The 24,177-nt window shown below is 68.0% G+C and carries 26 protein-coding genes and 3 pseudogenes; 15 read left to right on the top strand and 14 right to left on the bottom strand.

Annotation, left to right across the window (positions count from 1 at the left end; all coding sequences use genetic code 11):
• Nucleotides 1-72 precede the first annotated feature (72 nt).
• Nucleotides 73-627, top strand: coding sequence for a maleylpyruvate isomerase N-terminal domain-containing protein (locus ACZ6TD_RS46430; protein ID WP_471348090.1), 555 nt, complete (start codon nucleotides 73-75; stop codon nucleotides 625-627).
• Between the two features lie 57 nt (nucleotides 628-684).
• On the opposite strand, the pseudogene ACZ6TD_RS46425 reads toward ACZ6TD_RS46430, so the two are convergent.
• Nucleotides 685-942: pseudogene (locus ACZ6TD_RS46425) on the bottom strand (ATP-binding protein); the annotation flags it as partial.
• Between the two features lie 550 nt (nucleotides 943-1,492).
• Here ACZ6TD_RS46425 and ACZ6TD_RS46420 point away from each other — a divergent pair.
• From ACZ6TD_RS46420 to ACZ6TD_RS46405, 4 genes are all read left to right on the top strand, one after another.
• Nucleotides 1,493-2,089: a recombinase family protein gene (locus ACZ6TD_RS46420; RefSeq protein ID WP_471348088.1), complete on the top strand. Its 597-nt coding sequence runs from the start codon at nucleotides 1,493-1,495 to the stop codon at nucleotides 2,087-2,089.
• 53 nt (nucleotides 2,090-2,142) lie between these two features.
• Nucleotides 2,143-2,991: an oxidoreductase gene (locus tag ACZ6TD_RS46415; RefSeq protein ID WP_471348086.1), complete on the top strand. Its 849-nt coding sequence runs from the start codon at nucleotides 2,143-2,145 to the stop codon at nucleotides 2,989-2,991.
• Nucleotides 2,991-3,605, top strand: coding sequence for a TetR/AcrR family transcriptional regulator (locus tag ACZ6TD_RS46410; RefSeq protein ID WP_471348084.1), 615 nt, complete (start codon nucleotides 2,991-2,993; stop codon nucleotides 3,603-3,605). Before ACZ6TD_RS46415 ends, ACZ6TD_RS46410 begins: the two co-directional genes overlap by 1 nt.
• Before the next feature lie 193 nt (nucleotides 3,606-3,798).
• Nucleotides 3,799-3,981 (top strand): hypothetical protein, encoded by a 183-nt coding sequence (locus tag ACZ6TD_RS46405; RefSeq protein WP_471348082.1) that lies wholly within the window; start codon nucleotides 3,799-3,801, stop codon nucleotides 3,979-3,981.
• A 77-nt stretch (nucleotides 3,982-4,058) separates the two neighbouring features.
• On the opposite strand, the gene ACZ6TD_RS46400 is transcribed toward ACZ6TD_RS46405, so the two are convergent.
• Nucleotides 4,059-4,445, bottom strand: a complete 387-nt coding sequence (locus ACZ6TD_RS46400; protein ID WP_471348080.1) for a nuclear transport factor 2 family protein — start codon at nucleotides 4,443-4,445, stop codon at nucleotides 4,059-4,061.
• 103 nt (nucleotides 4,446-4,548) lie between these two features.
• Here ACZ6TD_RS46400 and ACZ6TD_RS46395 point away from each other — a divergent pair, with 103 nt between their 5' ends.
• Nucleotides 4,549-5,178, top strand: coding sequence for a TetR/AcrR family transcriptional regulator (locus ACZ6TD_RS46395; RefSeq protein WP_471348078.1), 630 nt, complete (start codon nucleotides 4,549-4,551; stop codon nucleotides 5,176-5,178).
• Between the two features lie 731 nt (nucleotides 5,179-5,909).
• Here ACZ6TD_RS46395 and ACZ6TD_RS46390 read toward each other — a convergent pair.
• The 3 genes from ACZ6TD_RS46390 to ACZ6TD_RS46380 all read right to left on the bottom strand — a co-directional run bounded on the left by ACZ6TD_RS46390 (nucleotide 5,910) and on the right by ACZ6TD_RS46380 (nucleotide 7,615).
• On the bottom strand, nucleotides 5,910-6,743 hold the full coding sequence (locus ACZ6TD_RS46390) for a PIG-L family deacetylase (protein ID WP_471348076.1): 834 nt from the start codon (nucleotides 6,741-6,743) through the stop codon (nucleotides 5,910-5,912).
• A 222-nt stretch (nucleotides 6,744-6,965) separates the two neighbouring features.
• Nucleotides 6,966-7,220 (bottom strand): NAD(P)-binding domain-containing protein, encoded by a 255-nt coding sequence (locus tag ACZ6TD_RS46385; RefSeq protein WP_471348074.1) that lies wholly within the window; start codon nucleotides 7,218-7,220, stop codon nucleotides 6,966-6,968.
• On the bottom strand, nucleotides 7,217-7,615 hold the full coding sequence (locus ACZ6TD_RS46380) for a hypothetical protein (RefSeq protein WP_471348072.1): 399 nt from the start codon (nucleotides 7,613-7,615) through the stop codon (nucleotides 7,217-7,219). Before ACZ6TD_RS46380 ends, ACZ6TD_RS46385 begins: the two co-directional genes overlap by 4 nt.
• Nucleotides 7,616-7,956: 341 nt before the next feature.
• Here ACZ6TD_RS46380 and ACZ6TD_RS46375 point away from each other — a divergent pair, with 341 nt between their 5' ends.
• Nucleotides 7,957-8,565, top strand: coding sequence for a TetR/AcrR family transcriptional regulator (locus tag ACZ6TD_RS46375; protein ID WP_471348070.1), 609 nt, complete (start codon nucleotides 7,957-7,959; stop codon nucleotides 8,563-8,565).
• Nucleotides 8,566-8,609: 44 nt separating this feature from the next.
• On the opposite strand, the pseudogene ACZ6TD_RS46370 reads toward ACZ6TD_RS46375, so the two are convergent.
• The 4 genes and pseudogenes from ACZ6TD_RS46370 to ACZ6TD_RS46355 form a co-directional block, all read right to left on the bottom strand.
• Nucleotides 8,610-8,833 (bottom strand): annotated as a pseudogene (locus ACZ6TD_RS46370) (DDE-type integrase/transposase/recombinase); the annotation flags it as partial.
• A gap of 58 nt (nucleotides 8,834-8,891) precedes the next feature.
• Nucleotides 8,892-9,755: a prephenate dehydratase gene (gene pheA / locus ACZ6TD_RS46365; protein ID WP_471348068.1), complete on the bottom strand. Its 864-nt coding sequence runs from the start codon at nucleotides 9,753-9,755 to the stop codon at nucleotides 8,892-8,894.
• A gap of 121 nt (nucleotides 9,756-9,876) precedes the next feature.
• Nucleotides 9,877-10,815 (bottom strand): NAD-dependent epimerase/dehydratase family protein, encoded by a 939-nt coding sequence (locus ACZ6TD_RS46360; protein ID WP_471348066.1) that lies wholly within the window; start codon nucleotides 10,813-10,815, stop codon nucleotides 9,877-9,879.
• Nucleotides 10,816-10,832: 17 nt separating this feature from the next.
• On the bottom strand, nucleotides 10,833-13,658 hold the full coding sequence (locus ACZ6TD_RS46355) for an AMP-binding protein (protein ID WP_471358659.1): 2,826 nt from the start codon (nucleotides 13,656-13,658) through the stop codon (nucleotides 10,833-10,835).
• 384 nt (nucleotides 13,659-14,042) lie between these two features.
• On the opposite strand from ACZ6TD_RS46355, the gene ACZ6TD_RS46350 reads away from it, so the two are divergent.
• Nucleotides 14,043-14,378 (top strand): hypothetical protein, encoded by a 336-nt coding sequence (locus tag ACZ6TD_RS46350; protein ID WP_471348064.1) that lies wholly within the window; start codon nucleotides 14,043-14,045, stop codon nucleotides 14,376-14,378.
• Between the two features lie 454 nt (nucleotides 14,379-14,832).
• Here the strand turns inward: ACZ6TD_RS46350 and ACZ6TD_RS46345 are convergent, their stop codons facing one another.
• The gene (locus ACZ6TD_RS46345; protein ID WP_471348062.1) at nucleotides 14,833-15,099 is read right to left on the bottom strand and encodes a hypothetical protein; all 267 of its coding nucleotides are present in this window, start codon (nucleotides 15,097-15,099) and stop codon (nucleotides 14,833-14,835) included.
• 591 nt (nucleotides 15,100-15,690) lie between these two features.
• Between ACZ6TD_RS46345 and ACZ6TD_RS46340 the strand changes: the two genes are divergently transcribed.
• Entirely contained in the window at nucleotides 15,691-15,993 is a 303-nt protein-coding gene (locus ACZ6TD_RS46340; RefSeq protein ID WP_471348060.1) for a hypothetical protein, read from the top strand.
• Between the two features lie 554 nt (nucleotides 15,994-16,547).
• Here ACZ6TD_RS46340 and ACZ6TD_RS46335 read toward each other — a convergent pair.
• On the bottom strand, nucleotides 16,548-17,597 hold the full coding sequence (locus tag ACZ6TD_RS46335) for a helix-turn-helix domain-containing protein (protein ID WP_471348058.1): 1,050 nt from the start codon (nucleotides 17,595-17,597) through the stop codon (nucleotides 16,548-16,550).
• A gap of 39 nt (nucleotides 17,598-17,636) precedes the next feature.
• Here ACZ6TD_RS46335 and ACZ6TD_RS46330 point away from each other — a divergent pair, with 39 nt between their 5' ends.
• From ACZ6TD_RS46330 to ACZ6TD_RS46315, 4 genes are all read left to right on the top strand, one after another.
• On the top strand, nucleotides 17,637-18,014 hold the full coding sequence (locus ACZ6TD_RS46330; protein WP_471348056.1) for a peptidase inhibitor family I36 protein: 378 nt from the start codon (nucleotides 17,637-17,639) through the stop codon (nucleotides 18,012-18,014).
• Nucleotides 18,015-18,433: 419 nt separating this feature from the next.
• The gene (locus ACZ6TD_RS46325) at nucleotides 18,434-18,667 is read left to right on the top strand and encodes a hypothetical protein (protein WP_471348054.1); all 234 of its coding nucleotides are present in this window, start codon (nucleotides 18,434-18,436) and stop codon (nucleotides 18,665-18,667) included.
• Between the two features lie 298 nt (nucleotides 18,668-18,965).
• A complete protein-coding gene (locus tag ACZ6TD_RS46320) occupies nucleotides 18,966-19,280 on the top strand; it encodes a Tn3 family transposase (RefSeq protein ID WP_471348053.1) in 315 nt (104 codons plus the stop codon).
• A 410-nt stretch (nucleotides 19,281-19,690) separates the two neighbouring features.
• Complete coding sequence (locus ACZ6TD_RS46315) at nucleotides 19,691-19,891, top strand: hypothetical protein (RefSeq protein WP_471348051.1); 201 nt, start codon at nucleotides 19,691-19,693, stop codon at nucleotides 19,889-19,891.
• A 276-nt stretch (nucleotides 19,892-20,167) separates the two neighbouring features.
• Here ACZ6TD_RS46315 and ACZ6TD_RS46310 read toward each other — a convergent pair whose 3' ends face one another.
• Nucleotides 20,168-20,800 (bottom strand): TetR/AcrR family transcriptional regulator, encoded by a 633-nt coding sequence (locus tag ACZ6TD_RS46310; RefSeq protein WP_471348049.1) that lies wholly within the window; start codon nucleotides 20,798-20,800, stop codon nucleotides 20,168-20,170.
• Between the two features lie 147 nt (nucleotides 20,801-20,947).
• On the opposite strand from ACZ6TD_RS46310, the gene ACZ6TD_RS46305 reads away from it, so the two are divergent.
• Entirely contained in the window at nucleotides 20,948-21,682 is a 735-nt protein-coding gene (locus ACZ6TD_RS46305; protein ID WP_471348047.1) for an SDR family NAD(P)-dependent oxidoreductase, read from the top strand.
• A gap of 281 nt (nucleotides 21,683-21,963) precedes the next feature.
• On the opposite strand, the gene ACZ6TD_RS46300 is transcribed toward ACZ6TD_RS46305, so the two are convergent.
• Both ACZ6TD_RS46300 and ACZ6TD_RS46295 read right to left on the bottom strand, forming a co-directional pair.
• Complete coding sequence (locus tag ACZ6TD_RS46300) at nucleotides 21,964-23,118, bottom strand: MFS transporter (RefSeq protein ID WP_471358656.1); 1,155 nt, start codon at nucleotides 23,116-23,118, stop codon at nucleotides 21,964-21,966.
• Nucleotides 23,119-23,291: 173 nt separating this feature from the next.
• Nucleotides 23,292-23,804 (bottom strand): hypothetical protein, encoded by a 513-nt coding sequence (locus tag ACZ6TD_RS46295; protein WP_471348045.1) that lies wholly within the window; start codon nucleotides 23,802-23,804, stop codon nucleotides 23,292-23,294.
• Between the two features lie 53 nt (nucleotides 23,805-23,857).
• Here ACZ6TD_RS46295 and ACZ6TD_RS46290 point away from each other — a divergent pair.
• Nucleotides 23,858-24,113 (top strand): annotated as a pseudogene (locus tag ACZ6TD_RS46290) (hypothetical protein); the annotation flags it as partial.
• Between the last annotated feature and the right edge of the window lie 64 nt (nucleotides 24,114-24,177).

The raw sequence follows: 24,177 nt of genomic DNA, 5'->3' as shown, positions 1-24,177 counted from the left end.
TGCTCCGCGTCGCACCCGCAGTGCTCGCTCAGCCGGTACTCCGTGTGAGACATACCTTGGTACTTTTGCGACATGGAATCCTGGCTGAAGGACCTACTCACCCAAATCGACGAGGCGACGGCCAAGCTGATTGCGACAGCCTGCGGCCTGACCGACAAACAGGTCAGCGAACCGTCGTTGCTGCCCGGCTGGTCCCGCGGCCACGTCCTCACCCACATTGCCCGCGCCGCTGAGGCTCACCGAAACCTGTTGGAGGCAGTCCGCACCGGGACCGACATCCCCGCCTACGCGAGTCAAGAAGCCCGCGACACGTCCATCGAGAACGGTGCGAGCCGGCCGGTCGCCAACCAAGTAGCCGACATCGAACGGACGGCGGCGGCATTCCGGGCCGCCGTCGACGCAACACCAGATGACGCGTGGACGACCAGTGTCACCATCCTGCACCTTGAGCCGTTCCCGGCGAGCCAGGTTGTCCTACGCAAGCTCGTCGAGCTCGAACTGCATCACGTCGACCTGAACGCGGGCTACCGGCCGGCCGACTGGCCTGTCTCCTTCAAGCCGCTGGAGCTGCCCGAACCCATGCGAAGCCAGGCCGCCGACCGTATGTCCTGGTTCACCACGAAGTAACTCCAACCGCTGCTGTCGACGGTCACGTAACTCCCCAGCCCCCTGGGGGTGGGCCGGTTACTTGGTCGGGAGTTTGGTGGGGTCCGTGGTCCCCTTCGGTCGTTTGTTGGGCCGGTAGCTGGGGCCATTCATGATGAATGACCTGGTGGCTGGCGTTGATCAGCCGGTCGAGGAGGACTCGGCGACGACGGGGGTGGGGAAGAGGGGATACCAGTCGCTGGGTGCCCGGTTGCTGGTGGTGATCAGGGAGTGTCCCTGCCATTCGGAGACGAGTTCGTAGAGGTCGTCGGCCTGGGCTGCGGACAGTTGGCGCACGACCTCCACCAGCGGGCCGCGGACGCCGGAGACACCAGGGCCCTGACGGAGCTGGCCCGGCGACGTGAGCAGGCGGGCAACACGGCGGGCGCGCAGCGGCTGTACCAGCGGGCCGCGGATAGGTGTCTCCGGCATCGGCGGAACGGCTGTGAAGGACTCCAGGTCAGCCATGCTGGCGCCGAAGCCAAACTCGCCCAGATCGACCAGCGGACCACCGTCGCCCTCGGCATGCCCGACCTGAGCCGGGTCACCGGGCGGATCGTCACCACCAGCCGAGACCGGTCGGAACAGCCCCCAGCAAGTTGGTTCAGAGAATCCGAGTCGCTGATCACCTGGGCCGCGATCACCCTCATGACCAGGCGCATCACCCGTCGAAGCTCCCGCAGGACCAGGCAGCCAGCCTCCCGCGAAGCCGAACGGGACTGATCGTTCTCAAGGACAGGGTCATTTCCTCAGCCCACCCGCTGGGTAGCCTTGATGCAGATGCTTACCCAACGGCCGGAGGCGCTGGTGGATGCTACGAGCGCGCTGGCGTGCAGTCTCTGACCCGGTGCGCCTCGGCCGCGACGCCGCCGAACTCACCGCTCTCGCCGACCACCTCACCGCTCACGGCCTCATCCTGGAGATACTCGCCGGGCCCCTGCCCGGCATCTACGACCCCACCACCGGCCCGGGCAAGCCGCTGTTCGCGTTCTTCGCCGCGATGGCGGAGACCGAGGGGGAGAACATCCGCGAGTCCACGCTGGAGGGGCTCGACACCGCGGCCCGCAAAGGCAAGCACGGCGGCCGGTCACCCGTTATCACCGACGACATGCCGCACACCGTGCTGCGGCGGAGAGCGAACGGGGAGTCCGTCGAGCAGATCCAGCCCGACCTGATCATCCCCACCGGCGAGCGCAAGGGACAGAACCCCTCCGTGGCCAGCATCTACCGGGCGCTCGCCGAGCACGCCAAGCGCGAGGTGTACCCCGAAGCCGTCGAGGCCGCGCACGCCGACTTCGCCGCGCTCCAAGCCGCCGTCGGCGACGGTGTCGAAGACCCGCAGGACCTGATCGGATCCGGTGAGCTCCAGGATCCGGCAGCCCCGCCCCGCCCCGCACGCCTGCGCAGAATCGACACGATGAAGATAAAACTCGACACCGTGTAGACTTTTACTGAGAGGAGCGTCCCGGCTCCTCGCGAGACCTCTATGGAGGAACGATGGAGAAGCGGAATTGGCTCATCACCGGCGTCAGCACGGGCCTGGGGCGCGCTTTCGCCCAAGCCGCCTTGGCCGCCGGGCACACCGTCGTCGGCACCGTCCGTTCCGAGAAGGACCTGCGGGCCTTCGAAGAGCTCAGGCCCGGGCACGCTCACGGCCGTATCCTGGACGTGACGGACGGTGACGCCGTCTCCGACGTGGTCGCGCAGGTCGAGCGGAGCGTCGGCCCTCTGGACGTCGTCGTCGCCAACGCCGGCTACGGCCTGGAGGGAACCTTCGAGGAAACCCCGCTGGCCGAGGTGCGACGGCAGTTCGAGGTCAACGTGTTCGGGGCAGTGGCCACCCTGCAGGCGGCGCTGCCCTACATGCGCCGGCGCCGCAGCGGACACCTGATGGCCGTCACGTCCATGGGCGGGCTCATGGCCGTGCCCGGCATGTCCGCCTACTGCGGCAGCAAGTTCGCCCTGGAAGGCATCCTGGAGGCGCTGGGCAAGGAAGTCGCGCAGTTCGGAATCCATGTGACGGCGATCGAGCCCGGCTCCTTCCGCACCGACTGGGCCGGACGGTCCATGACACGCGCCGCGCGGACCGTGGACGACTACGACGAGCTGTTCACCCCCATTCGCGAAGCGCGGCAGAAGGCCAGCGGGAACCAGCTGGGCAACCCGGCCAAGGCCGGGGAAGCGGTCGTGCACATCACCTCGGTCGAGCAGCCGCCGGCCCACCTCGTCCTGGGCTCGGACGCGCTGCGACTGGTCACCGCCGCGCGCACGGCCGTGGACGAGGACATCCGCGCGTGGGAGACGCTCTCCCGCACGACCGACTTCGCCGAGGGTGCTCAGCTCTGATGCCCGGCCACCACCCAGCGCGGAGCCGTCGCACCCCCGAGCGCAAGGGGGATGTCCGGGAGCGGGCCATTCTGGACACCTGTGAGGCCCTGCTGGCGCAAAAGGGCTACGACGCCATGACCGTCGGCGACATCGCCCAGGGCGCCGGCATCACACGCGGCGCCCTGTACTTCTACTTCGGCTCCAAGCAAGAAGTGGTCACGGCGCTCGTGGCCCGGACCGTCGAGCACCTGTGGGAACGGTCCCGGGCCACCGCGCAGGCCGACGAGCCACGCCAGGCCATCGCGGCAGCCATGCGGCGCACGGTCGAGCTGTGGAACGAGCACGGCCTGGTCATGCGCACGGCCATCGACCTGTCATTGACCTTGCCGGAGATCGGCGAGCTGTGGAGCCACACGGCTGACCTGTTCATCGCGGCCATCACCGCCGTCCTGGAACGCGCCGGCATCCAGGCCGGCGCCGAACCGGACCAAGCCTCAGCGATGGCACGCGCCCTGTGCTGGATGATCGAGCGGACTTTCTACCACGCCTCACAGGAATCCCGCGAGAAGCTCCAAGAGGCGTCGGCGACATGCGAACACATCTGGCTGACCATCGCCGGTCTGACCACCTGAGTCATCTGCCACGCACGCGGCCTCGTCTCCCTGTTGTGCGACTCCGCACAGCTCGCCCCTGCCGGTCGTGGGCGCGGCGAGGCGCGGAACCATGGCTGACACCCTCACTGACGCGGGACGGCGTCCCGGTCGAGACCTTCACGCGTGCCACAGGGCAACCGGGCCGAGCGAGGACGATCGTGCCCGTCAGCCCGTGGGGTTCGACCACGTGGTCGAGCGCCTTCTCCAGCGGGGGTGCCTGCTCGCCTCGGTCGGCGGCGGCTTGCAAGGCGGCGCTCGCCATGCACATCCGCGCGCCGGCATGTGGGCCACCAACAGCACCGGCGACGCCCTGGCGCTGCTGGACCGGCGCCCTGCGTCCATCGAGGACGAGTGAACCGCCGGCGACGTCCACGCAGCGCTTAGGGATCGCTCTGGGCGGCGAGGCCAACGCACCCCTCTCGGTGGCACCGTTCAGACGAAGAAGGCGTTCATGCCGGTGACGTCGGACAGGTAGGTCTCGATGTTCGCGATCTTGCCGTCGCGGAGGCGGCAGACGGTGGAGAGGTACTCGTCGAGCTGGGCGTCGTCCCGGTGGGCGGTGTTGTGCAGGGACAGAGCCATGTTCTTGGAGCTGACCAGGATGTGCAGCAGTTCGAAGTTGAGGCCGTAGGAGGCGATCTTCTTCGCCCGTTCCACGACTGCTTCGGCGCCTTCGGCGGTGCCGGAGATGGTGTTGTCGCCGGGGAGTGACCAGGTGGCGTCGTCGGTGAGCAGGGTGCGGATGCCGTCCCAGTCGCGGGCGGTGAGATAGGCGTGGAACTTCTTGCCGAGCTGGTGCTGGGTCTCGTACGAGCTCATGGGGGTTCTCCTCAGTCGTTACTTAAAGCGGTGATCGCCGCTTTAAGCGGAGTCTAGGCACACCGACCACTAAAGCGCAACTCGATGCTTTAGACTGGGGCGCATGCCCGCCAAGAGCAAAGACACCCGCCCCGGCGGCCGCAGCGCCCGCGTGCGCGCCGCCATCCACCAGGCCACCGTGGACCTGGTACAGGAGATCGGACCCGAGAAGGTCACCATCCCCGCCGTAGCACGCCGCGCCGGCGTCAACCCCAGCTCCGTCTACCGCCGCTGGGGAACAACCTCCGGCCTCCTGGCGGACGTCGCCGCCCAACGCCAAGACAATGGAACCCCGGAACTGCTCGGCGATCTCCGCAAAGACCTCGAACAGGTCGCCGCGTGGACCCTCGACGACCTGTCCCGACCCGGAGGCGTGGCGTTCTTCCGCGCCGAAGTGGCACCCGACGTCGATGAGCGCCGAGCCGGGTTGCGCGAGTGCCTCAAGCGGGTCAGCACTCGATTCCAGGCCGCCTTGCAAGCCGCCGCCGACCGAGGCGAGGAGGCACCCCCGCTGGAGAAGGTGCTCGACCACGTGGTCGCACCCCTGTATTTCCGGGTTGTGTTCTCGATCCCGGAAACCAACGAGGACTACGCACGCGGCCTCGTCTCCCAGTTGTGCGACTCCGCACAACTGGCCCCTTCAACACCGCACACCGGGCCAGGCGCGAACGCGGAACAGCCCACACACGAATAATTGCGAACATCTCGATCAGGCCCCGGCGCCCACACCAGAAGGTCTTGGCCTCGCTGGAGCGGAGCCCAGCCGGTCGCCCTCGTAGCTGGTCCAGCCGGACGCCTCACTGTCCAACCGCCGCGGTGTGTCCCACTGCAGATGCACCTTTCCGCAGCCCGTCTTCGCCTTCCCGCTAGGGCAGGGACGCTGAGCGGCTGCGGTGCATTGCCATTCCGCCAGGACGCGGAATTCGCGAGCACGTCCACTGGGGCCACTACCGCAGCCAGGACCTGCTGCGGTGGGAGCCCCAGCCGCTCGTGCGTCGCTCTCCTCCGGGGTCATCTCATGAGTGGCCCGGCCATATCGTCGTCGAACTCGAGAGCTTCCAGGGCCCAGGATCCCAAGATCCGATGCATCGGACGCTCGGTACGGAGCCGCGAAACTCCACACAGCTGTAGTGGCTCGCGGCTGGTGCCGGAGACCGCCTTCGTGACCTGCAGCTTCTTCCGCAGCCTCACAGCGTGTCGGGCATCGGAGTCTCAGCTTCGTGTCGTTTCCTCCGCGGTCCGTCTTGATCGGAGCGGACCGCTGGCTTGTGACCTGGGCTGTCGCGCACTTTCCGAGTCGGCAGCCCGCGGGTCTCCCACCTGTACGGTTGCCAGGTAGTCGCGGGCTGCCGGAGTGGAACCCGCGTGGATAAGCCTCCGGGTGTGTGACGCGCTCGATCGCACTGTACGGCCCGGACGGACGGGTCAGCGCAGTCCGGCGAAGAGATCGGTCTCGGGTACGGCCGCGCCGGTGGCATCCTGGACACGTACGAAGGTCTCCATGCCCATCAACTCGCCGAACCTCTCCTTGCCCATCTTGAGAAAGAAGATGTTCTCGCCCTGACTGGCGTGCGCGGCCAGCGCGTCGAACTTCTGACCGCTGAACGCGGTGGTGTCCACCCACGTGGTGATCTCATCGTCGGGGAGGCCGATCTCGGCCATCGCGGCGGCCTCGGCGGGATCCGGCTCCGGCATGTCCTCATGGAACTCACGCATGATCTCCCCGAAGCGCTGCATCATCGAGCGGGGCATCGTCGTCCAGTACACCTTCGGTGCCAGCGCGGTCATCTCCAGTGCCGCCATCGTGATGCGGTGGGCCTGGATGTGGTCGGGGTGGCCGTAGAAGCCGTTCTCGTCATAGGTGACGACCACATCGGGTCGGTAGTGCCGCATGAGTTCCGCGAGTCGGGCGGCGCCTTCCTGCACGGGGGTCTGCCAGAAGGATCCGGGGGCGTCGTTGCTCGGCCAGCCCGTCATCCCGGAGTCGGCATAGTCCAGCATCTCCAGATCACTGACCTTCAGGACGTCACAGCTCACTTCAAGTTCTTGACGGCGCATCAAGGCGACGGCCGCCGGATCGTGTCCGGGATCGCCTGGCTTGACACCCCCCTTTCCGTCACCGCAACCGCCGTCGGTACACGTCACGAGAACCGTGCGGATGCCTTCCGCCGCGTACCGCGCGAGGACCCCTCCGGTTCCGGTGGCCTCGTCGTCGGGGTGAGCATGCACTGCCATGAGCGTCAAGGGCCGGTCAGTCATGAAACAGTTCTCCTGCAGAAATACGTCTTGGTCCGAGTGCGCGGCGGGCGTTCCGCGATCCCGGGGCCCGGATCCTGTCGGGGCGGATGACCTTGTTCCCACCCGTGCGACGCCGGTCCCTCGGTCGATGCAACAGTGTGACCGGACCTGCTGTTCCCGGCGCGGCCGCTTGGTCCGCGATGCGCGGTTTCGGTCCGGTCGCCTCGAACTGGTTCGTGGCGTTCATGACGATGCGGCCGTCGAACGGTCCCAGGCCCCGTACGGCGTCAGGGATCTCCTGCCATGGCACGGCCAGCAGCACCAGTCCCCCGCCGCGGCCTCCTCGCGCGCGCCCGCCTTCACCCCGAGGTCCGAGGCGAGTTCGGCCGGCGTCTCCGGCCCGCGGCTGTCGCTGAGCACGATGTCGTGGCCGTGCCTGAGCGCATGGCGAGCGACCGCGGTCGCGATCTGCCCGGCGCCCAGCGTGCCGATCCTCATGACTGTCCTTCGTGGTGGGTGAGCAGCACCGTTCCACGCTTACCGGGCCGGCCCACGTGGGCGACGGCCTCGGCGTGCTCCGCGAGATCGTAGGTCGCCGCGACGGTCAGCAGCTCGGGGTGGTCGACGGCGATCCGGACGGCTCTTTCGACGTCGGCGCGGCGTTCTTCAGGCGTGCGCAGGAGCCAGTGTCGTATGGTGACGCCGCGGACCGTGAGGCCGCGGTCGACAAGGTTGAGGGCCTCGACGGGGGTGCTGCCGGAGCCGAGGAACCCGTAGGTGATCAGGGTTCCACCGTCCATGAGCAGCTCGGCCAGGTCGGCGGTGAGCGATCCGGCCGACCGCGTCGAGGACGACCCGTGCACCACCGCCGATCTGATCGCGCACCTGGTCACGCCAGTCATCATCCGATGTGGAGATCGCGCCGTCACCGGGCTCGTTGCGCACCAGATTCACCAGCGGGACGCCGTCGGCCAGCGCGGAGACCAGGGTCCCGACCGACGACCTGGCTGCCGTCTGCACCACCGGTCCACCGCCCGCTTCTGCGATGGCTCGCAGCAGGAGCGAGGCGGTCAGCGGATTGCACAGCATGAGTGCCGCGGTGGCGTCCGAGACGCCCTCGGGCACGGGCACGGCCAGACTCGCCGGCACCGTGGCCCACTCCGCCCAGGTCCCGGGCACGGGAAAGAAGTCCACTCGGGCGCCGGGCACCAGGCCGCCGGGTCAGGAGTCGCCCGTGCCCCGGATCACCCAGGAGGAGAAGGCCCGCAACCGCCGCAACATCGTCGCCGCCGCCGCACGCCTGTTCCGCCTGCACGGCATCGACGGCGTGGGCATCGCGGATCTGATGAAGGAAGCCGGCCTCACGCACGGCGGTTTCTACAACCACTTCCCGTCGAAGGACGCGCTCGCGGTGGAAGTGTGCCGCGCCGCCTTCGAGCAGTCCCTCGGCGCGCTCGACGGAATGATCGAGGCGGGCGCGACGCCAGAGGGGACACCACTGGAACGGGCCGTGGCGGTCTACCTGTCCACCGACCACCGCGACCACCCCGACGGCGGCTGCCCCTCGTCGTCCCTGATCGCAGACGCGGACCGCGACGGTGAGAGCGTCCAGGACGCCTATGCGGAAGGAGTGGAAGGCTACCTGGTCGGCTTCACCGCCGAACTCATCCGGATGGGCCTTTCCCAACAGGACGCTCGGGCACGCGCGATCCGTTTGCTGAGCGAGCTGATCGGCTCGATGATGCTCGCCCGTGCGGTGTGTGAGGTCCGCCCCCAACTGTCCGACGAGATTCTCGGCAGCGTACGAGCACAGGCGCTGCAAATCGACCACGCCCCGAACTGATCACAGAGCCGATCCATGGCTCGGCATGTGATCTTTCACTGGAAGCTGATGTCCCGGTCACGGCAGGTCTGCCGCCAGGTGTTCCTGCTGTAGGCCCAGGCGTTGTCGGTCAGTACCCGCTCGTCGGTCACGCCGCGTGCGGCGAACCAGGCGGCCGCCCGTCGTAAGAAGGCCGCGCAGCTGGGGCCCTCTCGTCGGGCAGGTTCTCGGTGCAGGCCAGGCGTGAGTGGTCATCCAGAGCGGTATGCAGGAAGGCGTAGCCGGTCCCGCCGTTCAAGCACCCCTCACGGCGCCTCGCCCGTCACCGACGTCCCCGGACAACACACCTAGGCGCACGGAAGGGCGCCTGATCCGGGCGAATGCAAAGTGGCACGCGGGTAGCTGCCGAGAAAGAGGGTCCGGCCGTTGCGCCGACGCAGGGCCGCGACGACCGAACCGACCGGGGGCTCGTCGATATGGCCCTCGCATTCGAGGAGGAATGAGTAGCCGCCGAAGCCACCACCGCTGGGCCTGGACAGCACCGAAGTCAACGGGACCGATGTGCGGACGAACTCACATAGTACGGCGTGGAGTTCGCTTACCTTGTCCGCCAGTGGCACGACCAGGGTGCTGCGGTCGGCCCCCGTGGGCAAGGACCGCACCGTGCGTCGGGCGACCCTCACGAACCGGGTCACCGCATCCGGTCGGGCCCCGATGTCCTGTGCGACCACATCGAGCCCGTGCGCCAGGAGCGTCTTCGCCGAGGCGATGGCGGCGGCGCCAGGCGGGCGTGACCGGCCCACCTCTCGGGCGGCGTACGCGGTCGAAGGGGAGGTGACGAGATCGGCGTGCGGGAGGTGTGCGTCGATCCAGGTGCGGCACTGCGCGTGGGCGTGCGGATGTGTCAGCACCCGGCGTACCGACGCCAGGGAGCCGCCCGGCGGTACGGCGAGCGCGAACTCGACCCGGAGCAGTGTCTCGCCGGTGATGCACAGGTCCCCGCTGTGTGCGAGGGCGTCGACGGAGGCGGTGACGGCGCCCTCGACGGAGTTCTCCCAGGGGACGACCGCGGCGTCCGCCGTCCCGCCGCGGATGGCGTCGAGCGCCTGGCGGACACTCGGGTACGGTACGGCCTCCCCGGACCGTACCCCCAGGCCGGCGAGGGCGGCTTCGGTGAACGAACCGGACGGGCCCAGATAGGCGGTGGGCATGGGACGGAGCCTCCTTGGTCGAGTCGCGGGTCGCACAGCGTGGTGTAGCGCTCGCCACGACCGGGATGCACCCGGACGACCCCGCGACGCGGCCCGTATCCGCTTCTCCGGTCGGTGGCGCTCACGCGGAAACATCCTTCGGGTCCCGCAGGGGGATGTCAGGGAAGTGCGTCCGCAGGGTGCGGCGGATGCCGTCGTGCCACTCGACAGCGCAGTCGCCGATCAGCGACCGCCGCTTGGTGCTGTCGAAGGCATACGTCTCACGGGTGACGGCGGTCTTCTCGAGCTTTGCCTCGACACCCGTGATCGCGGACATGTACTCGACGCAGTCGGTCATGCCCACCGGCTCGTCACCGCCCCAGTTGACGACCGTCGCGGGCAGGCTCGCGATGCCCCACAGCAGCGGGACCTGGTGCACGAGATCGTCGGTGTGGATCAGTGATGCCCAGTTCTGGCCTTCGACCGGGACCGGGATGACCTCGCCGGCCAGCATCTTCTTGAAGTACATGACGGGCACGCCGCCGTAGGAGGCCGGACCGTAGGAGATGTTGAGGCGCGCGATGGTGGTGGGTACGCCGAGCGTACGAGCGTACGCGCGGGCGGTGCCCTCCGCCGCGATCTTGCAGACGGGGTACGTCGGCAGCCATTCGGCCACGCCGTCCAGGGGGTCGGTCTCTTTGTACTGGTGATCGAGGGTCTGGCGCTTGTAGAAGGCACCGGTCGACACGTGCAGAAATGCCTCCGCCGTGCGGCAATGCGTCATGAGCCGTCCGACGGCGACCGAGTTGACCTCGATGGCGGTGTCGAAGTCGCCGTCGTAGCCCCGGTGCACCGCGGAGTGCATGACGTGGGTGAAATCGTCGGGCAGCGAGTCGAGGGTGTCCTCGCCCATGTCCCAGCGGTGCGTCGTGATGCCCCGGGCGCGCAGATCGTCCTCGACGCCGGGGGTGGTGAAGCGGCCGAGGCACCATACCTCGTTGTCGGCGGCGAGGGCCTCGGCGACCGGGCGGGCCGCCTGACCGGTGCCCCCGGTGATCAGGATCTTCTTACGGTGCGTCACAAGAGTATCTCCCGCGCTCACGTGCCGTTGAGGGCCCGGTCGAGCTCGGCCCGGAGGATGGTCTGGAAGGTGGCGACGTGCTTGGGACCCATCAGCGTGTAGTGCTCGCCGGGCACGTCGAGGTAACGGTTCTCTTCTCGGGTGTGCTCGTCCCAGCGGCGCAGCTCGTTGTTGAGCCAGTCCTCCTTGGTTCCCCGCAGCGGGATGGCGTAGAAGACGCTCATCGAGCGCACGGTGCCGCTCGGCTGGTAGGTGCGGCCGAGTCCGGTCAGACCGTCGGCGAGGTCGGCCCAGGCCGTGAACCGGGGCAGATCGAGGTCCAGTTCGGTCAGCCGCTCTGGCGGGGCGATCTCGATCAGATGCTTGAGTTGCTCGTCCTTGGTGAGCGGACGCAGTCGGTCAGGCAGTTCGGCGGCCTGTTGCCTGGAGACCAGCTCCAGGAACATCGCCAGGTTGACGGCGGTCTCGATGTAGTCGAGTTCGTCCATGCGGTACTTGATGTGCGGCGGGAGGTTGAAGCTGCCGAGGAAGTCGACCCGCTCGCCCTCGGCCTCGAGGATCTTGGCTATCTCGAAGGCCACTGCCGAGCCGAAGGAGTAGCCGGCCAGCGCGTACGGGCCGTGCGGCTGCTTCTCGCGGATGGCGGCGGCGTAGGTACGGGCCATCTCGTCGAAGGACTCGAAGGGCTTCTCACCCGGGTTGAAGCCGCGCGCCCGCAGCGCGTAGAAGGGGCGCTCCTGTACGAAGTACTTGGCCAGGTTGACGAAGACAAGAACCTCGCCGACGCCCGGGTGGACGCAGAAGAGCGGTGTCTTGTCGCCACTGGTCTGCAGAGGGACGACCGGGTCGTACACGGCCGGGCCGGTGTCCTCGCCCCCCGCGAGCCGCTTGGCCAGCTCTCGGACGCTCGGCGCGGTGAGGATGGCGAGGACCGGCAGGTCCACGGCACCGAGCCGGCTGCCCGCCAGCCGCTTCATGCGCAGGATGTCCAGCGAGGTGCCGCCCAGGTCGAAGAAGCCGGCCGTGGCGCTGACCGTCTCGGGCGCCATGTCGAACAGCTCCGCGTAGATCCCGGCCAGGGCCCGCTCGGTCTCCCCCTCGGGAGCGACGTATCCGCCGAGGTGGCGCGTGACCAGGTCGTCGACGGCCGCCCGGTGCGCGGTGTAGTCGCCGGCTTCCAGGCGCTTTCGCATCAGTGAACGCTGGATCTTGCCGAGGCTGGTCTTGGGGAAGGCGCCCTCGGGCAGTGGCAGCAGCAGCGCCGGGCGGAAGCCCCAGGCCATGACGATGCTGTTGCGCACCGCGATGAGCAGGCGGTGCAGACCGGCCTCGTCGTCCGGGTCGAGGGTGGTCGCGAAGGCCACCACCAGCTGCTCGGTGTCGCTGCCCTCGGGACGGGTCGGGAAGGCCGCGACATACGACTTCCGTACCCCGTCGAGATCCTCCAGGAACGCCTCCAGCTCGTGGCTGAAGTAGTTCACACCGTTGACGATGATGCTGTCCTTGCTGCGCCCGACGAGGGTGAGCCTGCCGTCGACGAGGCGGCCCAGGTCGCCGGTGCGGAACCAGCCGTCGGCGGTGAAGGCGTCCATGGCGGCCTGCGTGTTGTTGAAGTACCCACCGGTGACCATCGGTCCGTTCAGCTGGACCTCGCCGACCTCGCCCTCGGCCGCCGGCACCCGGTCCTCGCCGTCCTCGCCGTCCTCGGCGGCTATCCGGATGATGAGCCCCGGCACCGGGCGGCCGACCGCCGCGAACTCCGCGTCGAGGTCCTTGTCGGGGAAGTCACGGTTGTAGATGCTGCCCGCGCAGGTCTCCGTCATGCCGAACGCCGGCCACAGCACGCCGCGGTCGAGTCCGTACGGAGCGAGGTTGTCCAGGAAGGTGACGCCGGTGGTCACCAGGTTGGCCTCACCACCAGAGATGATGTGCCGCAGACTGGACAGGTCCAGGGGCAGCTCGCCGGGCAGCTCCGCCAGGGCCTGGTTGATCAGGCCGAGCAGGAAGTTGGGCGTGAAGGTCATCGTTACGCGGTGCGCGTCGATGAGCCGTAGGAAGCGCACCGGGTCGCCGAGGATCGTGTCCGGCGTGGTCTGCAGCTGGGTCGCGCCGACCGACAACGGCAGCAGATGCGCCTCCAGCAGGGCCGCGACGTGATCGTAGGAGATCCAGTTGAGCGTGATGTCCGCCGAGGTGAGGCTCTGCGTCTCGGCCTTGGCCGCCATGGAGGCCAGCAGGTTGGCGTGGGTGAGCACGACGGCCTTGGAGTTGCCCGTGGACCCCGAGGTGAGGACCAGCAGGGCGACGTCCGTGGGACGGGCCCTGACGATCGTCATGTCCCCGGGCGCGATATCGCCCGCATGAGCGGTGAGGTCCTCGAGGACCATCACCTCCAGGCCCGGGACCTCGGGCATGTCGTCACACAACCGCGTCGTGGTGACCAACAGCGGGCCGTCGAGCAGGGAGTGGACGTGTCCGAGCTGAACACTCCACCTCTCTTGGTCGTTGCGCAGGGGAACCAGGGGGCAGGCGGTCATGCCACCGAGCAGACAGGCCCAGAAGGTGGGCAGGAAGTCGTCCGGCCGCTCCAGCAGCAGCACGATCGTGCGGCCGGCTTCCGCGCCACGGGCGCGCAGTCCCGCCAGAATCCGGCGGGCCTCGTCCAGCAGTTCGGGGTACGGCTGGAGCCGACTCTCCAGCACATCGTCCGCCAGGCAGTACCGGAGCCCGTTGTCCGGACAGTGCTCGGCAGCCTGGAGCAGCAGGTCGGCCAGGTGGTACGGGGCCTCCCGCTGGGACCGGGGAGCCGTCCGGACGGCGGTGGACACGAATTCCTGACTCATCATCATCGCCCCTCTCCTGAGTACATGTGCGAACTCCACTTCGCCAGGCTTTCGGAGCTTTGTCGTATTTCTTGGATCGAAGCTTTTCCGAGGGATGAGGGCATTGCGGCGCCGTCATGGATCAGACGTCTTCTCGGTTGCCCAGCCTTTTCCTGTGAGTCACTCGAGTGTTAAATCCCCCTCGATTTGCTGCTCATTTGACAGTGAGTCACCGTTCTTGACTCCGCAACTCCAGGGAAACCACGTTCGGTTGTTCTGGTGCTGAGATTCTCATCGCAAACCACGGAGCGTCAGACCGATTGGCGCAGTGCACGAAAGGGGCAATTCATGAGTGCTTGCCATCACAAGAACGCAATAAGCCAGGACTCTGGCACCATATCGGACGTGACGGGACGTCGGCGGTGGGTGGGCTTCGCCGGAACGCTGGTCTCCGCGGTGGCGATCATGGGCATCGCCGGGGCCGGGACGGCTTCCGCGGCAACGGAGACAAGCGTGGAGACACATCACGCGGCGGCACCCGAGTCCAGCCCCACCAGCCCCGTGGGCGAGTCGGTGGGCGCGTTGTGGCAGCACGTCGAGATGTACCACCTGAGTGACCCGTCGTGGGAGGTGACCAGCATGCTGACCGACCCCTCCGGAAACCTCAAGGTTCACGGGAAGATGCTGGACGACACCCTGTCCCCGGTCGTCGGGGCAGCCACCGAGGCCCTCGGCGGCTAGGTTCTCCCCAGGCGTGGCGGGGAAACCGGCCGCGCGTCGGCGGGGCCCGGGAATTTGCGAGCGACGACCCGGCCCCGCCGACGGGGAAATCCCGATTCCGAACACCATGGCATCAGACGGAGGGTGCGGCCCGAGCGGGGCGCGGAATTCGTGATCCGGTCGGCCGGGCTCAGCTGATTACTGGGGCAGCGGAGCGGGCATTCGTCCGTAAGTGGAACCACGGGCCAAAGGCGACATGTGACATGCAACCTACTCGCGACGTCGCATGGAGTTCACTGAGTCACCACATCAGTCCAGCCTCGGTGACCGTGGTACGGCCAGGAAAGGGGCGGCACGTGTACCACCAGCAGCCGAAGAATCTGCTGATGTCGTACTCGCCGAAGAAGCTCGGCCTTTTCTGGACACCGGAAAGGGCGCGCTGAAGCGTGCTGCAGAAGGCTGGCCGAGCCGTGCGTCACCCGGCGGGTTCGATACGGAGGACGGCGGCGGTGTCGAGGATTTCGACGACCTCCAGGCTCATGGCGTCGTTGATGGTCGCGGCGTGTCCCTCGCCGCAGCTGAGCCCGACGCCGCCTCCGCCCTCCGACGACACGCCGCCGCCACCGGAACAGCCCGAAACGCTGAAGCCCGACCCCGTCAGCTGTGCGACCATCTCGACCTTGCCGCCGGTGACCGCCTTCACCTCGATGGGCCCGAGGCCGTACGTTTCCGGCACTGTCACGACGTCCCCCACGGCGACCTCGATCTCGCACGTCCCGTCAGCGCACGGCCCGGTCGGCGAGGGCGACGGCGTGGCCGTCTCCGTGAGGTCGGACGCCCGTGACCCGGAGCCGGACCGGCTGGGCCGGCCCTCGGCGGAAGACGCGTCCGAAGAATCCGAGGAACACGACGGGAGAGCTGCGAACACGACAGCGACAACGACGGCGAAGACGGCGGTGGATGACGTTCTTCTACGCATCATGGTCGCCATGGAACCCCGCCACGACCGGGACCCCTCCCGGCCGCCCGGCGGGCGCGCCACCCAGACGCCCCGGACGTTCGCCACCGCGCTGTGACCAACGCCGCGCCCATCTACGGTGGCCGGACCGCGCCGTAAAGGCGATGCCCCTGGCGGTGGTTGGTGTGGTGTGCGACTCGCCGCCGAGCGAACGGGGAATACGCCTGGCGCGTCTCACCAGGCTGCGCATGTCAGCTCGTTAAGCGACCACGCCCAGACGATCTTGTCGATGGACAAGCGCCCACGACCAGCGCGAGACACGACCAAGGGTTCACACAAGCCAACGGCTTCTCGGTATGGGCGCTCTGGACAACGGTGGCGCTGTGGGAGCCGCCGTTCCCGGCGTGGTGGGCGGGCCTTCTGGCCGGATTCCTCGCTGCGGTGGGCAGTGGCGCGTTGTGCCTCTTCGCGCTCAAAGACTTCGGTGAGCCGCTGGAGGTGGTGGAGTGGGCGCTACTGGTGACGCTGCTGGCCCCGCTGGCGAGCGTGTTCGTGTGGATGGTGACGGCCTCGGAGGTGGGCACGTCGGGACTCGGGCGGGCGCTGATCCCCGTCATGGGCACGATCGTCGCAACCTGGGTGACGACCGGGACCTTCAAAGCAATCTGCAGCGAGTGACGGGACGCGGACCTTTCGATTCCCAGTGCGGGTTTGATCACTGAGACGACAGCTCGAGGCACGGCTCTGCGGACTCCACCCCAGCTGGCACAGCACCCGATACCCCCGGCGTGTCTGCGTCACACGACAGGGTTCGCTGGCAAGGAAGCCCGAACGGCTGGACCACTGTCAAACGCCTCGGTCGAATGACAGCGGCCAGCCGCGCGACTCTGCGCCATGCCCCTTGCCAGTGCTGTGGTCAGGGAGTGTCACCCGACCGGTCGAAGTGGTCCGGGTCCCCGGAGCGCGGGTCGTACAGCGACTGCGGACACCGTAGATCCATCGTCCGAACAGCTGGGACTTCTGCACGCCATTTCGTTCAAGCCCCCCTCGGGCCCGCTCACGCAGACGTCCCGCCCGCCACGCCCCAGCCTCCGGGAAGGTTCGGACAGGGCGCGGCGTTGCTGTTCCTCGCGGGCAATCTGTTCGGCGAGGACGTCACGGTCGACGTACGGGTCGGCCGCGTTCGCGGTGCGCCGTTCGGCCTCGCTGGCCAGGCCAAAGACTCGGAACGCTCAACGCTTCAGATCGAGCGAGGCGGCCAATGCCTCGAACAGCCAGATCTGGGCGAACCCGAGGTTGTGCGCCTGGTCGTCTCTGATGACGCTGACCAGATGCCAGTATCGTTGAAAGACCGGAGCCCGGAGCCTGGCCGAGAGGACCCGGCCCGCATGCCGACGGAAGTCGGCGGTGTCCTGTGCACCACTAGCGCGTGCAATAGCTGACACGTAGCTGTCGAGAGCTTCGCCCGGCTGGGGTGGGACCCCCCGCTTCAGATGGTCGGTGGCCATCGAACAGGCGGCGAGAAGTCCCGAGAGGAAAGAGGCTGGGTCCTGGACCGACGGCCAGGCCGCGAATGCCCCAGCTTCAGGTCGAGCTACCAGCACCTGAAGTTCGGCGTAGGCAAGAACGCTCTGCGCCGTCGGGTCGTGCGGTGCCTGAGGGATCGCCGCGGCGCTGACCGCCTCCACCAGCCGTGCCGGGACGGATGCGAACGCCCGCTCCCAGGACCGGACCAGCTCCGGATGGGCATGCGCCATCTGACCTTCCCCCGGCAGCCGCTGGACGCGTGACAGGATCTCCAGTCGTTCCAGCCGCTCGTCGCCAGGGCAGTCGTCCAGGGCCTGCAGGGTGGCCTGGCGCCACCGCAGCTCGGCTAATCGCTCCTGCACGGCGCCAAGCTCGGCGGTCACCAAGTCGGCGAGGGAGCGTTCGCCGGTAACCACCTGGGTGATGGTGGCGATCGGCACCTCAAGCGCTCGCAGCCGCCGTATCAGGCGCAGTCGTTCAAGCGCCTCGGTGCCATAGCGTCGGTGGCCGCCGGTACTGCGCTCGGCCTCGGGCAGGAGCCCGCTGTCGGAGTAGTAGCGGATCGTCTTCACAGGGAGCCCGGTTCGGGCAGCGAGATCACCAATGCTCCATGTGTTCTTCATCACAGCCCCTTGAACCTCCAGCGTACGGGAGCTTTTACCATACGAATCGCCGATCACAGAACGCAGAGCACCAACCGGCCAACTGTGTTCCCAGGCGGCAGCAGGAACTTGAGACAACTGTTCGTTCGGCATGAGCCCTGGGTCCCGAACAACTCGAGACTGGAGCCTCTTATGAAGCAGTTACGCAAGGCAGGCAGGTGGGCAGCGCTGGTGAGTGGCGCAGCCGCGGCCACAGCGTTCGCCGTGTCTCCGGCACAAGCCGATGTACAAGCCCCGCAGGACTACGTGTGCACTGTGGGCGAGTTCTGCGCCTACCAGTGGGCCGGCGGGCAGGGGGCGAAGGCATCGCTGAGAACGAACGTCTACGACCTGGGCGGTTGGAACAGCGGGATCCTCAACGACCACGTCTACTCCGTCTTCAACGCCACAGGCAGCGACTGGTGCCTGTACAAGCATGCCGGCTATGACACTCTGGTCCGTGTGATCAGTAAAGGCTGGGCCGGAGACCTTCCGACCGATCTCGGAATCAGCTCGATGAGGAGTTGCTGACCCGATCGATTCGGAACAACGGTCACGTCGGTAACCCCGCCGGGGCTGGGCAGCGTCCACTGCTCTGCCCCGGCGGAGTCACAACCGACCGCGCCCCGAAGATCCAGCGAACCCTGGCTTCCTTGGGAGCCTGGGTCGTCTTCGCGGCCCCGGACTGCCCTTGGGGGCGCGCTTCAGAAGTGACCGCCCTCGCCCAGGTCCACGCCGTCGGCGCCCGCCTTCCGTGCGGTGTTGAGGCACGTCCTCCAGCCCCATGGCGAAGTCGTCCGGGAGCCCGTGCAAGGGCTGGCCCGGCCGGGTCAGCCCCATCACGCGCACCCGGAGCCAGGAGCGGACCGCGGGCGGGATCGAGGTGGCGCCCTCGTCGAGGGGCACCGGCCGGGACCGACCTGGCTCTCACGGACGCCTACTTCGAGAAGATGGTCGCGGTGTGGCAGCCGACGGGCCTGCGCGCCATCGAGGGCCTGGCGCACTGGGACATGGACGCGGCGCTGCGCGAGACGACGCAGCCGATCACCGTGTTCGCCATGCGCGACCTGGTGACGCAGGAGGCGATCGACCGCTACGGGGACCGCCTCGACATCGCGCTCGTCGACCTGGCCACCACTTGGTGGAGTCCCTCGAAGCCACGGCGAAGCTTCTGGCCGACGTGAGGAGCTGATGAGGCGGCGGTGTGGGCCGTGGAAGGGCTCACGGCCCACACCGCCGCGAACCGTATCGCCGTGTGGCGGCAACCCGGTCATCGCGATCGGCGCTACCGGCTTGCTACTTCGTGAGGAAGAGGGTTCGGCTGTGTCCGGCCCAGAGTTCACGGGACCCGAGAGGAGCCCGCTGCGACTGCGGGACGTCAGTGTCCCCAATCGAGTGTGGATGTCCCCGACGGCCCAATGCGCCGCGAGCCCTGATGGGAAGCCGACCGCCGGCTCCGACAAGGAGTCCCAGGCAGTCTCCATGCTCGCCCTGCACCTGCTCCAGTCCGCGCTGGTGCACGTCAACGCCCTGCTCCTCCAGGACATCCCGAGCGATGAGGAGTGGCAGAACAGGCTCACCAACGTCGACCGGCGGGCTCTGTCCCCGCCGTTCTGGGCCCATGCCAACCCCTACGGCCGCGCCGGGATCGTCCACTGCCCAGTCAGCGGTGGCTGGCCAGGCTCGGCCTCGCTGGCGACCGAGGGCCTCTGGCCCTTGTTCTTGCCCGAGGTGATGACCAGCTTCTGGGCGATCTGCGGTACGGGCACGCCGTTGGCCCGCAGGCTGCGGGCGTAGTCGGCCATGTCGTCGTCGACGATCTTGGGGCGTCCGCCGTGACGGCCGCGCTCGCGGGCGGACGCCTGGCCCTCCAGGGACTTCTCCCGGATGTACTCGCGCTCCGGAGAGCGAGGCGGGGTCCGGGGACTTCGTCGACTTGGAGGGCGGTGAAGTCGGCGTGGGCCTGCTCGACGGCTTCGGGGTACGCCTCGCGCTTGGCATGCTCGGCGAGCGCCCGGTAGAGGGGTGTGACCCAGATACGCGTCAAAGGGACAATGAGTTGATCTCGAAGCCCTGACGGGCGGCCAGAGTGCCCCGGAAAGAGGCAACAGCCTCGCACGAGGGTGATGCTGTGGCCTTTGCTCCCCTGGGCGGGCACGGTCCCCCGGTAGCGTCCCGCCGTACGCGATGTGAACGGCGGGGCCGCGGTGGCGAAGCGGTGGGTCCGGTACGTGATGCCGGTGATGGTCGAGGTCGACTGCGACGACGACAAGGTGACCTGGGTGGTCACGCTCCCGGAGGAGGTCCGTGAGGACCGCGACGACATGGGGCACTTCCTCATCTACGACGAGGAGTTCGTCCGCCGGGACGGCGACGGACAGCAGTTCTGCGTCGGCGAACCCCAGTGAGCACTGTGCATCATGAAAGCTGCCCGTCAGATGGTCTGGTGTGTGCAGCCGTCGGGAGGCTCGGGCTGGTCCGGGGCGGTAGTCCACCAACAAGGTCATCCGTCAGCGGGCGACTTCCCGCTTCGTCAGCACCAGCAGGGCCCGCACCAGCGCGGTCGCCCACCTCGGCAGGGCCAACGCCTCGGACCGTCGGGCACCGGCTCGCGAGGCGAAGGGCAGGCAGCCTGAAGAGATGGGGGTGAGACGTCCTTTCCGTCCCTGAAGCGTCCGCACCTGCTACGGCGTGCCGGCGAGCCTGCCCATCACGTCGTACACCTGCTGCGGAGTCAGCGGGGCTACGGAAAGCGCTCCTTGAGCTGGTTCCGTGTCCAGCCCCTCGAGCAGGAAGGCGACTTGGCGGCGCCAGGCGTCGGGCGCGGTGTCCGCGACCGCGCGGGCGAGCAGGGCGTTGGTGCCGAAGAAGAGCAGGAGGTCCTCGCTGGTGAAGTCTGGCCGGATGGCGCCGGCCAGCTGGGCTCGTTCGATGATCCGTGTGGCGGCGTCCCGCGCCCGGCCGCAGATGGCCATCAGGCACTCGGCGGCCGGATAGCGTCCGCTGACGACGTCGGCGACCGCGGGATCGGTGGCCTGCAGTTCACAGACCTTCTCGAGGTAGTACGCGAACCCCTCCCGGGGGTCTTCGAAGGACAGGGCGTGCTCGGCGGCTTCGTCGAGACGGTCGGCGGCCAGTCCGGTCACCACTTCGTCAATGAGCGCCTCGCGGGTGCCGAAGAGGTTGTAGAGCGTGCCGTGACTGACACCGGCCCGGCGGGCGATTTCTTTCAGGGGCACCTTCAGGCCGCGTTCCTGGAAGAGCTCGGCGGCGGCTGCTCGCAGCTTCTCCGCGTTCCGTTGCGCGTCGGCCCGCATCCGGTCGTTCCTCCTGGCTGTGACATTGCGGCTTCCATGGTCGCGTCCCCCCAGCAGATTAACTTGACCCGTGGGTCATGTTGAGTGTTACCGTTGGCAGGCAACTTGACCCAAGGGTCAAGAATTGTTGCGGCAAGGAGCAGTCCGATGTCCAAAGTGATCGCCGTCCTCGGTGCCGGTACCGGCCTGGGTGTGTCCGTGGCCCGCCGCTTCGGGCGCGAAGGTTTCCGGGTCGCCCTGGTGGCCCGCCGCAAGGACCGGCTGGACACCCTCGTCGAGGTGCTCGCCGGCGAAGGCATTCAGGCGGTCGCGTTCTCCGCCGATCTTTCCAAGCCCGCCGAGGTGCCCGCTCTCGTCGAGGCGATCCGTGACCGCTTCGGCCGGATCGACGTGGTCGCGTACGGGCCGATCAGCGGTGACCAGGGCTTCACCCCGGCCGCCAAGCTGGACGCGGCAACTTTGCAGGGCCTGTCCCCGCTCCTGCTGTTCACCCCGGTCGAGGTGGTCCGGGCAGTGCTGCCGGAGTGGACCGAGCGCGGCGAGGGTGCCTTCCTGCTCGCTCAGGGCTACTCAGCGGCGCAGCCGATGCCCCACCTCAGCGGCCTGGGCCCCGTGATGTCCGCCACCCGCAACTACCTGTACTCCCTCAACGCCGAGCTGGCTGACACGGGCATCTACGTCGGAGCCCTGACCATCGCGTCCCTGATCGCCCGCAGCGAGGTGTCCGCCGCGGCCCAGGCCGCCTTCGAGTCGGCCGACGGTCCGCACTTCCCGGTCGTCGACCCGGACGACCTCGCAGAGCACTACTGGGACATGTACACCAAGCGCGACCGCGTCGAGCAGCTCCACCCCGAGTCGCTGACTCCACAGGCCACGGCATAGCAGGACTCCGGCACCTCTTTCCATCGGGCCCGTTCGGGAGCAGGTCGAGCGCGTGGATGCACATGACGCGAGTGGCGTGCCTCGTGACGTCGCAGGTCCCGGTTCCGGTGTGACGACGGCTGCGGCCGACTGCTGTGGATCTCCGCAGTGCGGCCCGGACGCACCTCCGAGATCACCGCCTGCTGTCAGCTTCGGTTTGGTGACGATTCTTATCTAGACCTGGCGCCTGTCTGCCCGGGTCAGAGCAGCGTGAATGGCTGAGGGACGTAAGGTCAGTCTCGTCAACGCAGGTCGTCAATGGAGGACTGGCCGCGGGAGTGTTGAAGCGGGCTCACAGGTAGCAGCCGACTGCCGAGAAGTACTGCGCAGGCCCCGACGGTCAGCAGCCCGCCGGCGAGGAAGACCCCTCGCACGTCGGCGAGTGGCAGGACCAGTGCCCCGATTGCGGCGCCGGCCGCGATGCCGGCGTTGTAGGCGCCTGAGTTCGCAGCGAGGGCGATATCCGTGCGGCCCGGCGCGCAGTGCAGCATCTCGTTCTGGGTGACCATGAACACCGGTCCGAGCGCTCCGCCCATGAGGACCATGAACGTCACCGCTGCGACCGGATGAGTGCCGACTGCGTGCAGGCCGAGCATGCCTACCGCCTGCGTGGCTATGGCCGTGGGTAGCGCGGACTGTGGGAAGCGGTCCAGCAGCGCTCCTGTGATGCTCACCCCGGCCAGACAGGCGACACCGAAAACCACGAGCAGGACGCTGACCGTGCTCGAGGAGAATCCGCTCACGTCGCCCAGGAACTTCACGATGTACGTGTATCCGGTGAAGGCCCCGGTGGCGGACAGGGTCCCGGCCGTCAGCACGGTCGCGAACCGCCGGACGTCGGGACTGGTCGCGTAGGCGGCGGGTTCTTCCTCCGGAGGCGAGGTCGGCAGCAGAACGGCAATCGTCACCAGAGAGACGAGTCCCAGAGCCGCCAGCATGGCGACGGGCATCTGCCAGTCGCTCTGTCGGCCCAGCCAGGTCCCGGCGGGAACACCGAGCACGAGGGCGAGAGAACCTGCGACGGACAGCGCACCGACCACACGCCCGCGGACCTCGGGCGCGAACAGGCCCACCGCGACCGGCCCCATTACGGCCCAGAACAGCGCCTGGGCGAGCGCGGTCAGCAGCCGCGCCATGAGCAAAAGCCAGTAGGAGGGGGCCAGGCTCGCGATCAGACTGGACACGACAAGCGCGGTCAGTAGCCCTGTGAGCACATGGCGTCGGGGCACGGCCCGCGTGACGTGGACGAGCGGCAGAGACGCGAGTGCCACCGCCACGGCGTAGCCGGTGACCAGGAGACCGACCGCTGACACTGACACCCGAAGGCTTGCGGAGATGAGCTCCAGCAGGCCGATCGGCAGGTTCTCCGCTGTGTTGAAGGTGAAGGCGGCGAGCATCAGGACCGCGAGCACCGCTGACCTGTGCCATAGAGCCGGTTGCCGCGTGATCCTATGGCCCCTTGCTGCCCTCGCTCGTTGCTCTTGCTCCGTGGCACCCTCCATGGAGCTACCTCACTGGGCCTCCGGTCACGCCGCAACCGAATTCATCTGCCGCAGAGGCGCTCAAATGATCAGGCATGGCCTTCAGGGCCGTTCGGCGCGGGTTCGAGAACACGCTCGCGGATCATCTGCCGCAGGCTCGTGCGGGTCGCGGCCAGGTCTCGCTCAAGCTCCTGGACGTGATCGGCGAGTGGTCGGAGTCCGGTGAGTTCGTGTTCGAGCTTCCTGTTGGCTTCGGTGAGTTCGCTGATCCGCTCGGTCAGTTTCCGGTTGCTGATCTGGTCAAGCTGGGGTCCGAGCTGCTGCCGCATGGCGGTCCGGAGCTGATCGCGTTCGGCGCGGAGTTCCTTGATCTCTTCCCGGGCCATGGCTAGGCCCGTGTGCAGGCTGACGGTGCTTGCTTTGCGGCCTTCGGCGGCTGCGGTGACAGGAGCCTGTTCCTGCCGCTGGATGGCCGCCTGGACGTGTTCGTCGACCAGCAGGGTTTCGCGATCCCGTGCCGGTCGGTGACCATCAGGCTGAGCGTGCCGACCGCCTGGCGCTTGCGCCAGAAGCCATTTCACTTGGCCGGCCTGCGGTGACATATGAGGATCGCGGCGATGATGGTGAAGGCGAGGAAGTGTTCCGGATTGCGCTCGTGCTTGCCTCGCTGAACCTGCCCAGGGAGGCGGGCGGGCATCCGGCCGCGCTGCTGGAGGGCACCTACCGGGAGGTCGTCGCCCGGGTCCCGGACAACGCGCAGATCGCCTTCGACGACGACGGCCGCCTGCACTTCGCGGTCCCGGAGCCGGAACCCGAACCGGCCTCCCTGCTGGAGTTGCGGGCCGCAGTGAACGCGATGCTGCCGAGGGTGGACCTGCCCGAGGAGCTGCCGGAGGTGTTCTCCTGTACGGCGCCGAACAGGCGTTCCTGCCGGCTCCCCGACCTGCCTGGCGGCCTACGGCCCCTCCGGGACAA

It is taken from the genome of Streptomyces yongxingensis, assembly GCF_055597465.1.
The sequence above is the reverse complement of the archived record's forward strand: the minus strand, read 5'-3'. Positions and strand labels throughout refer to the sequence as shown.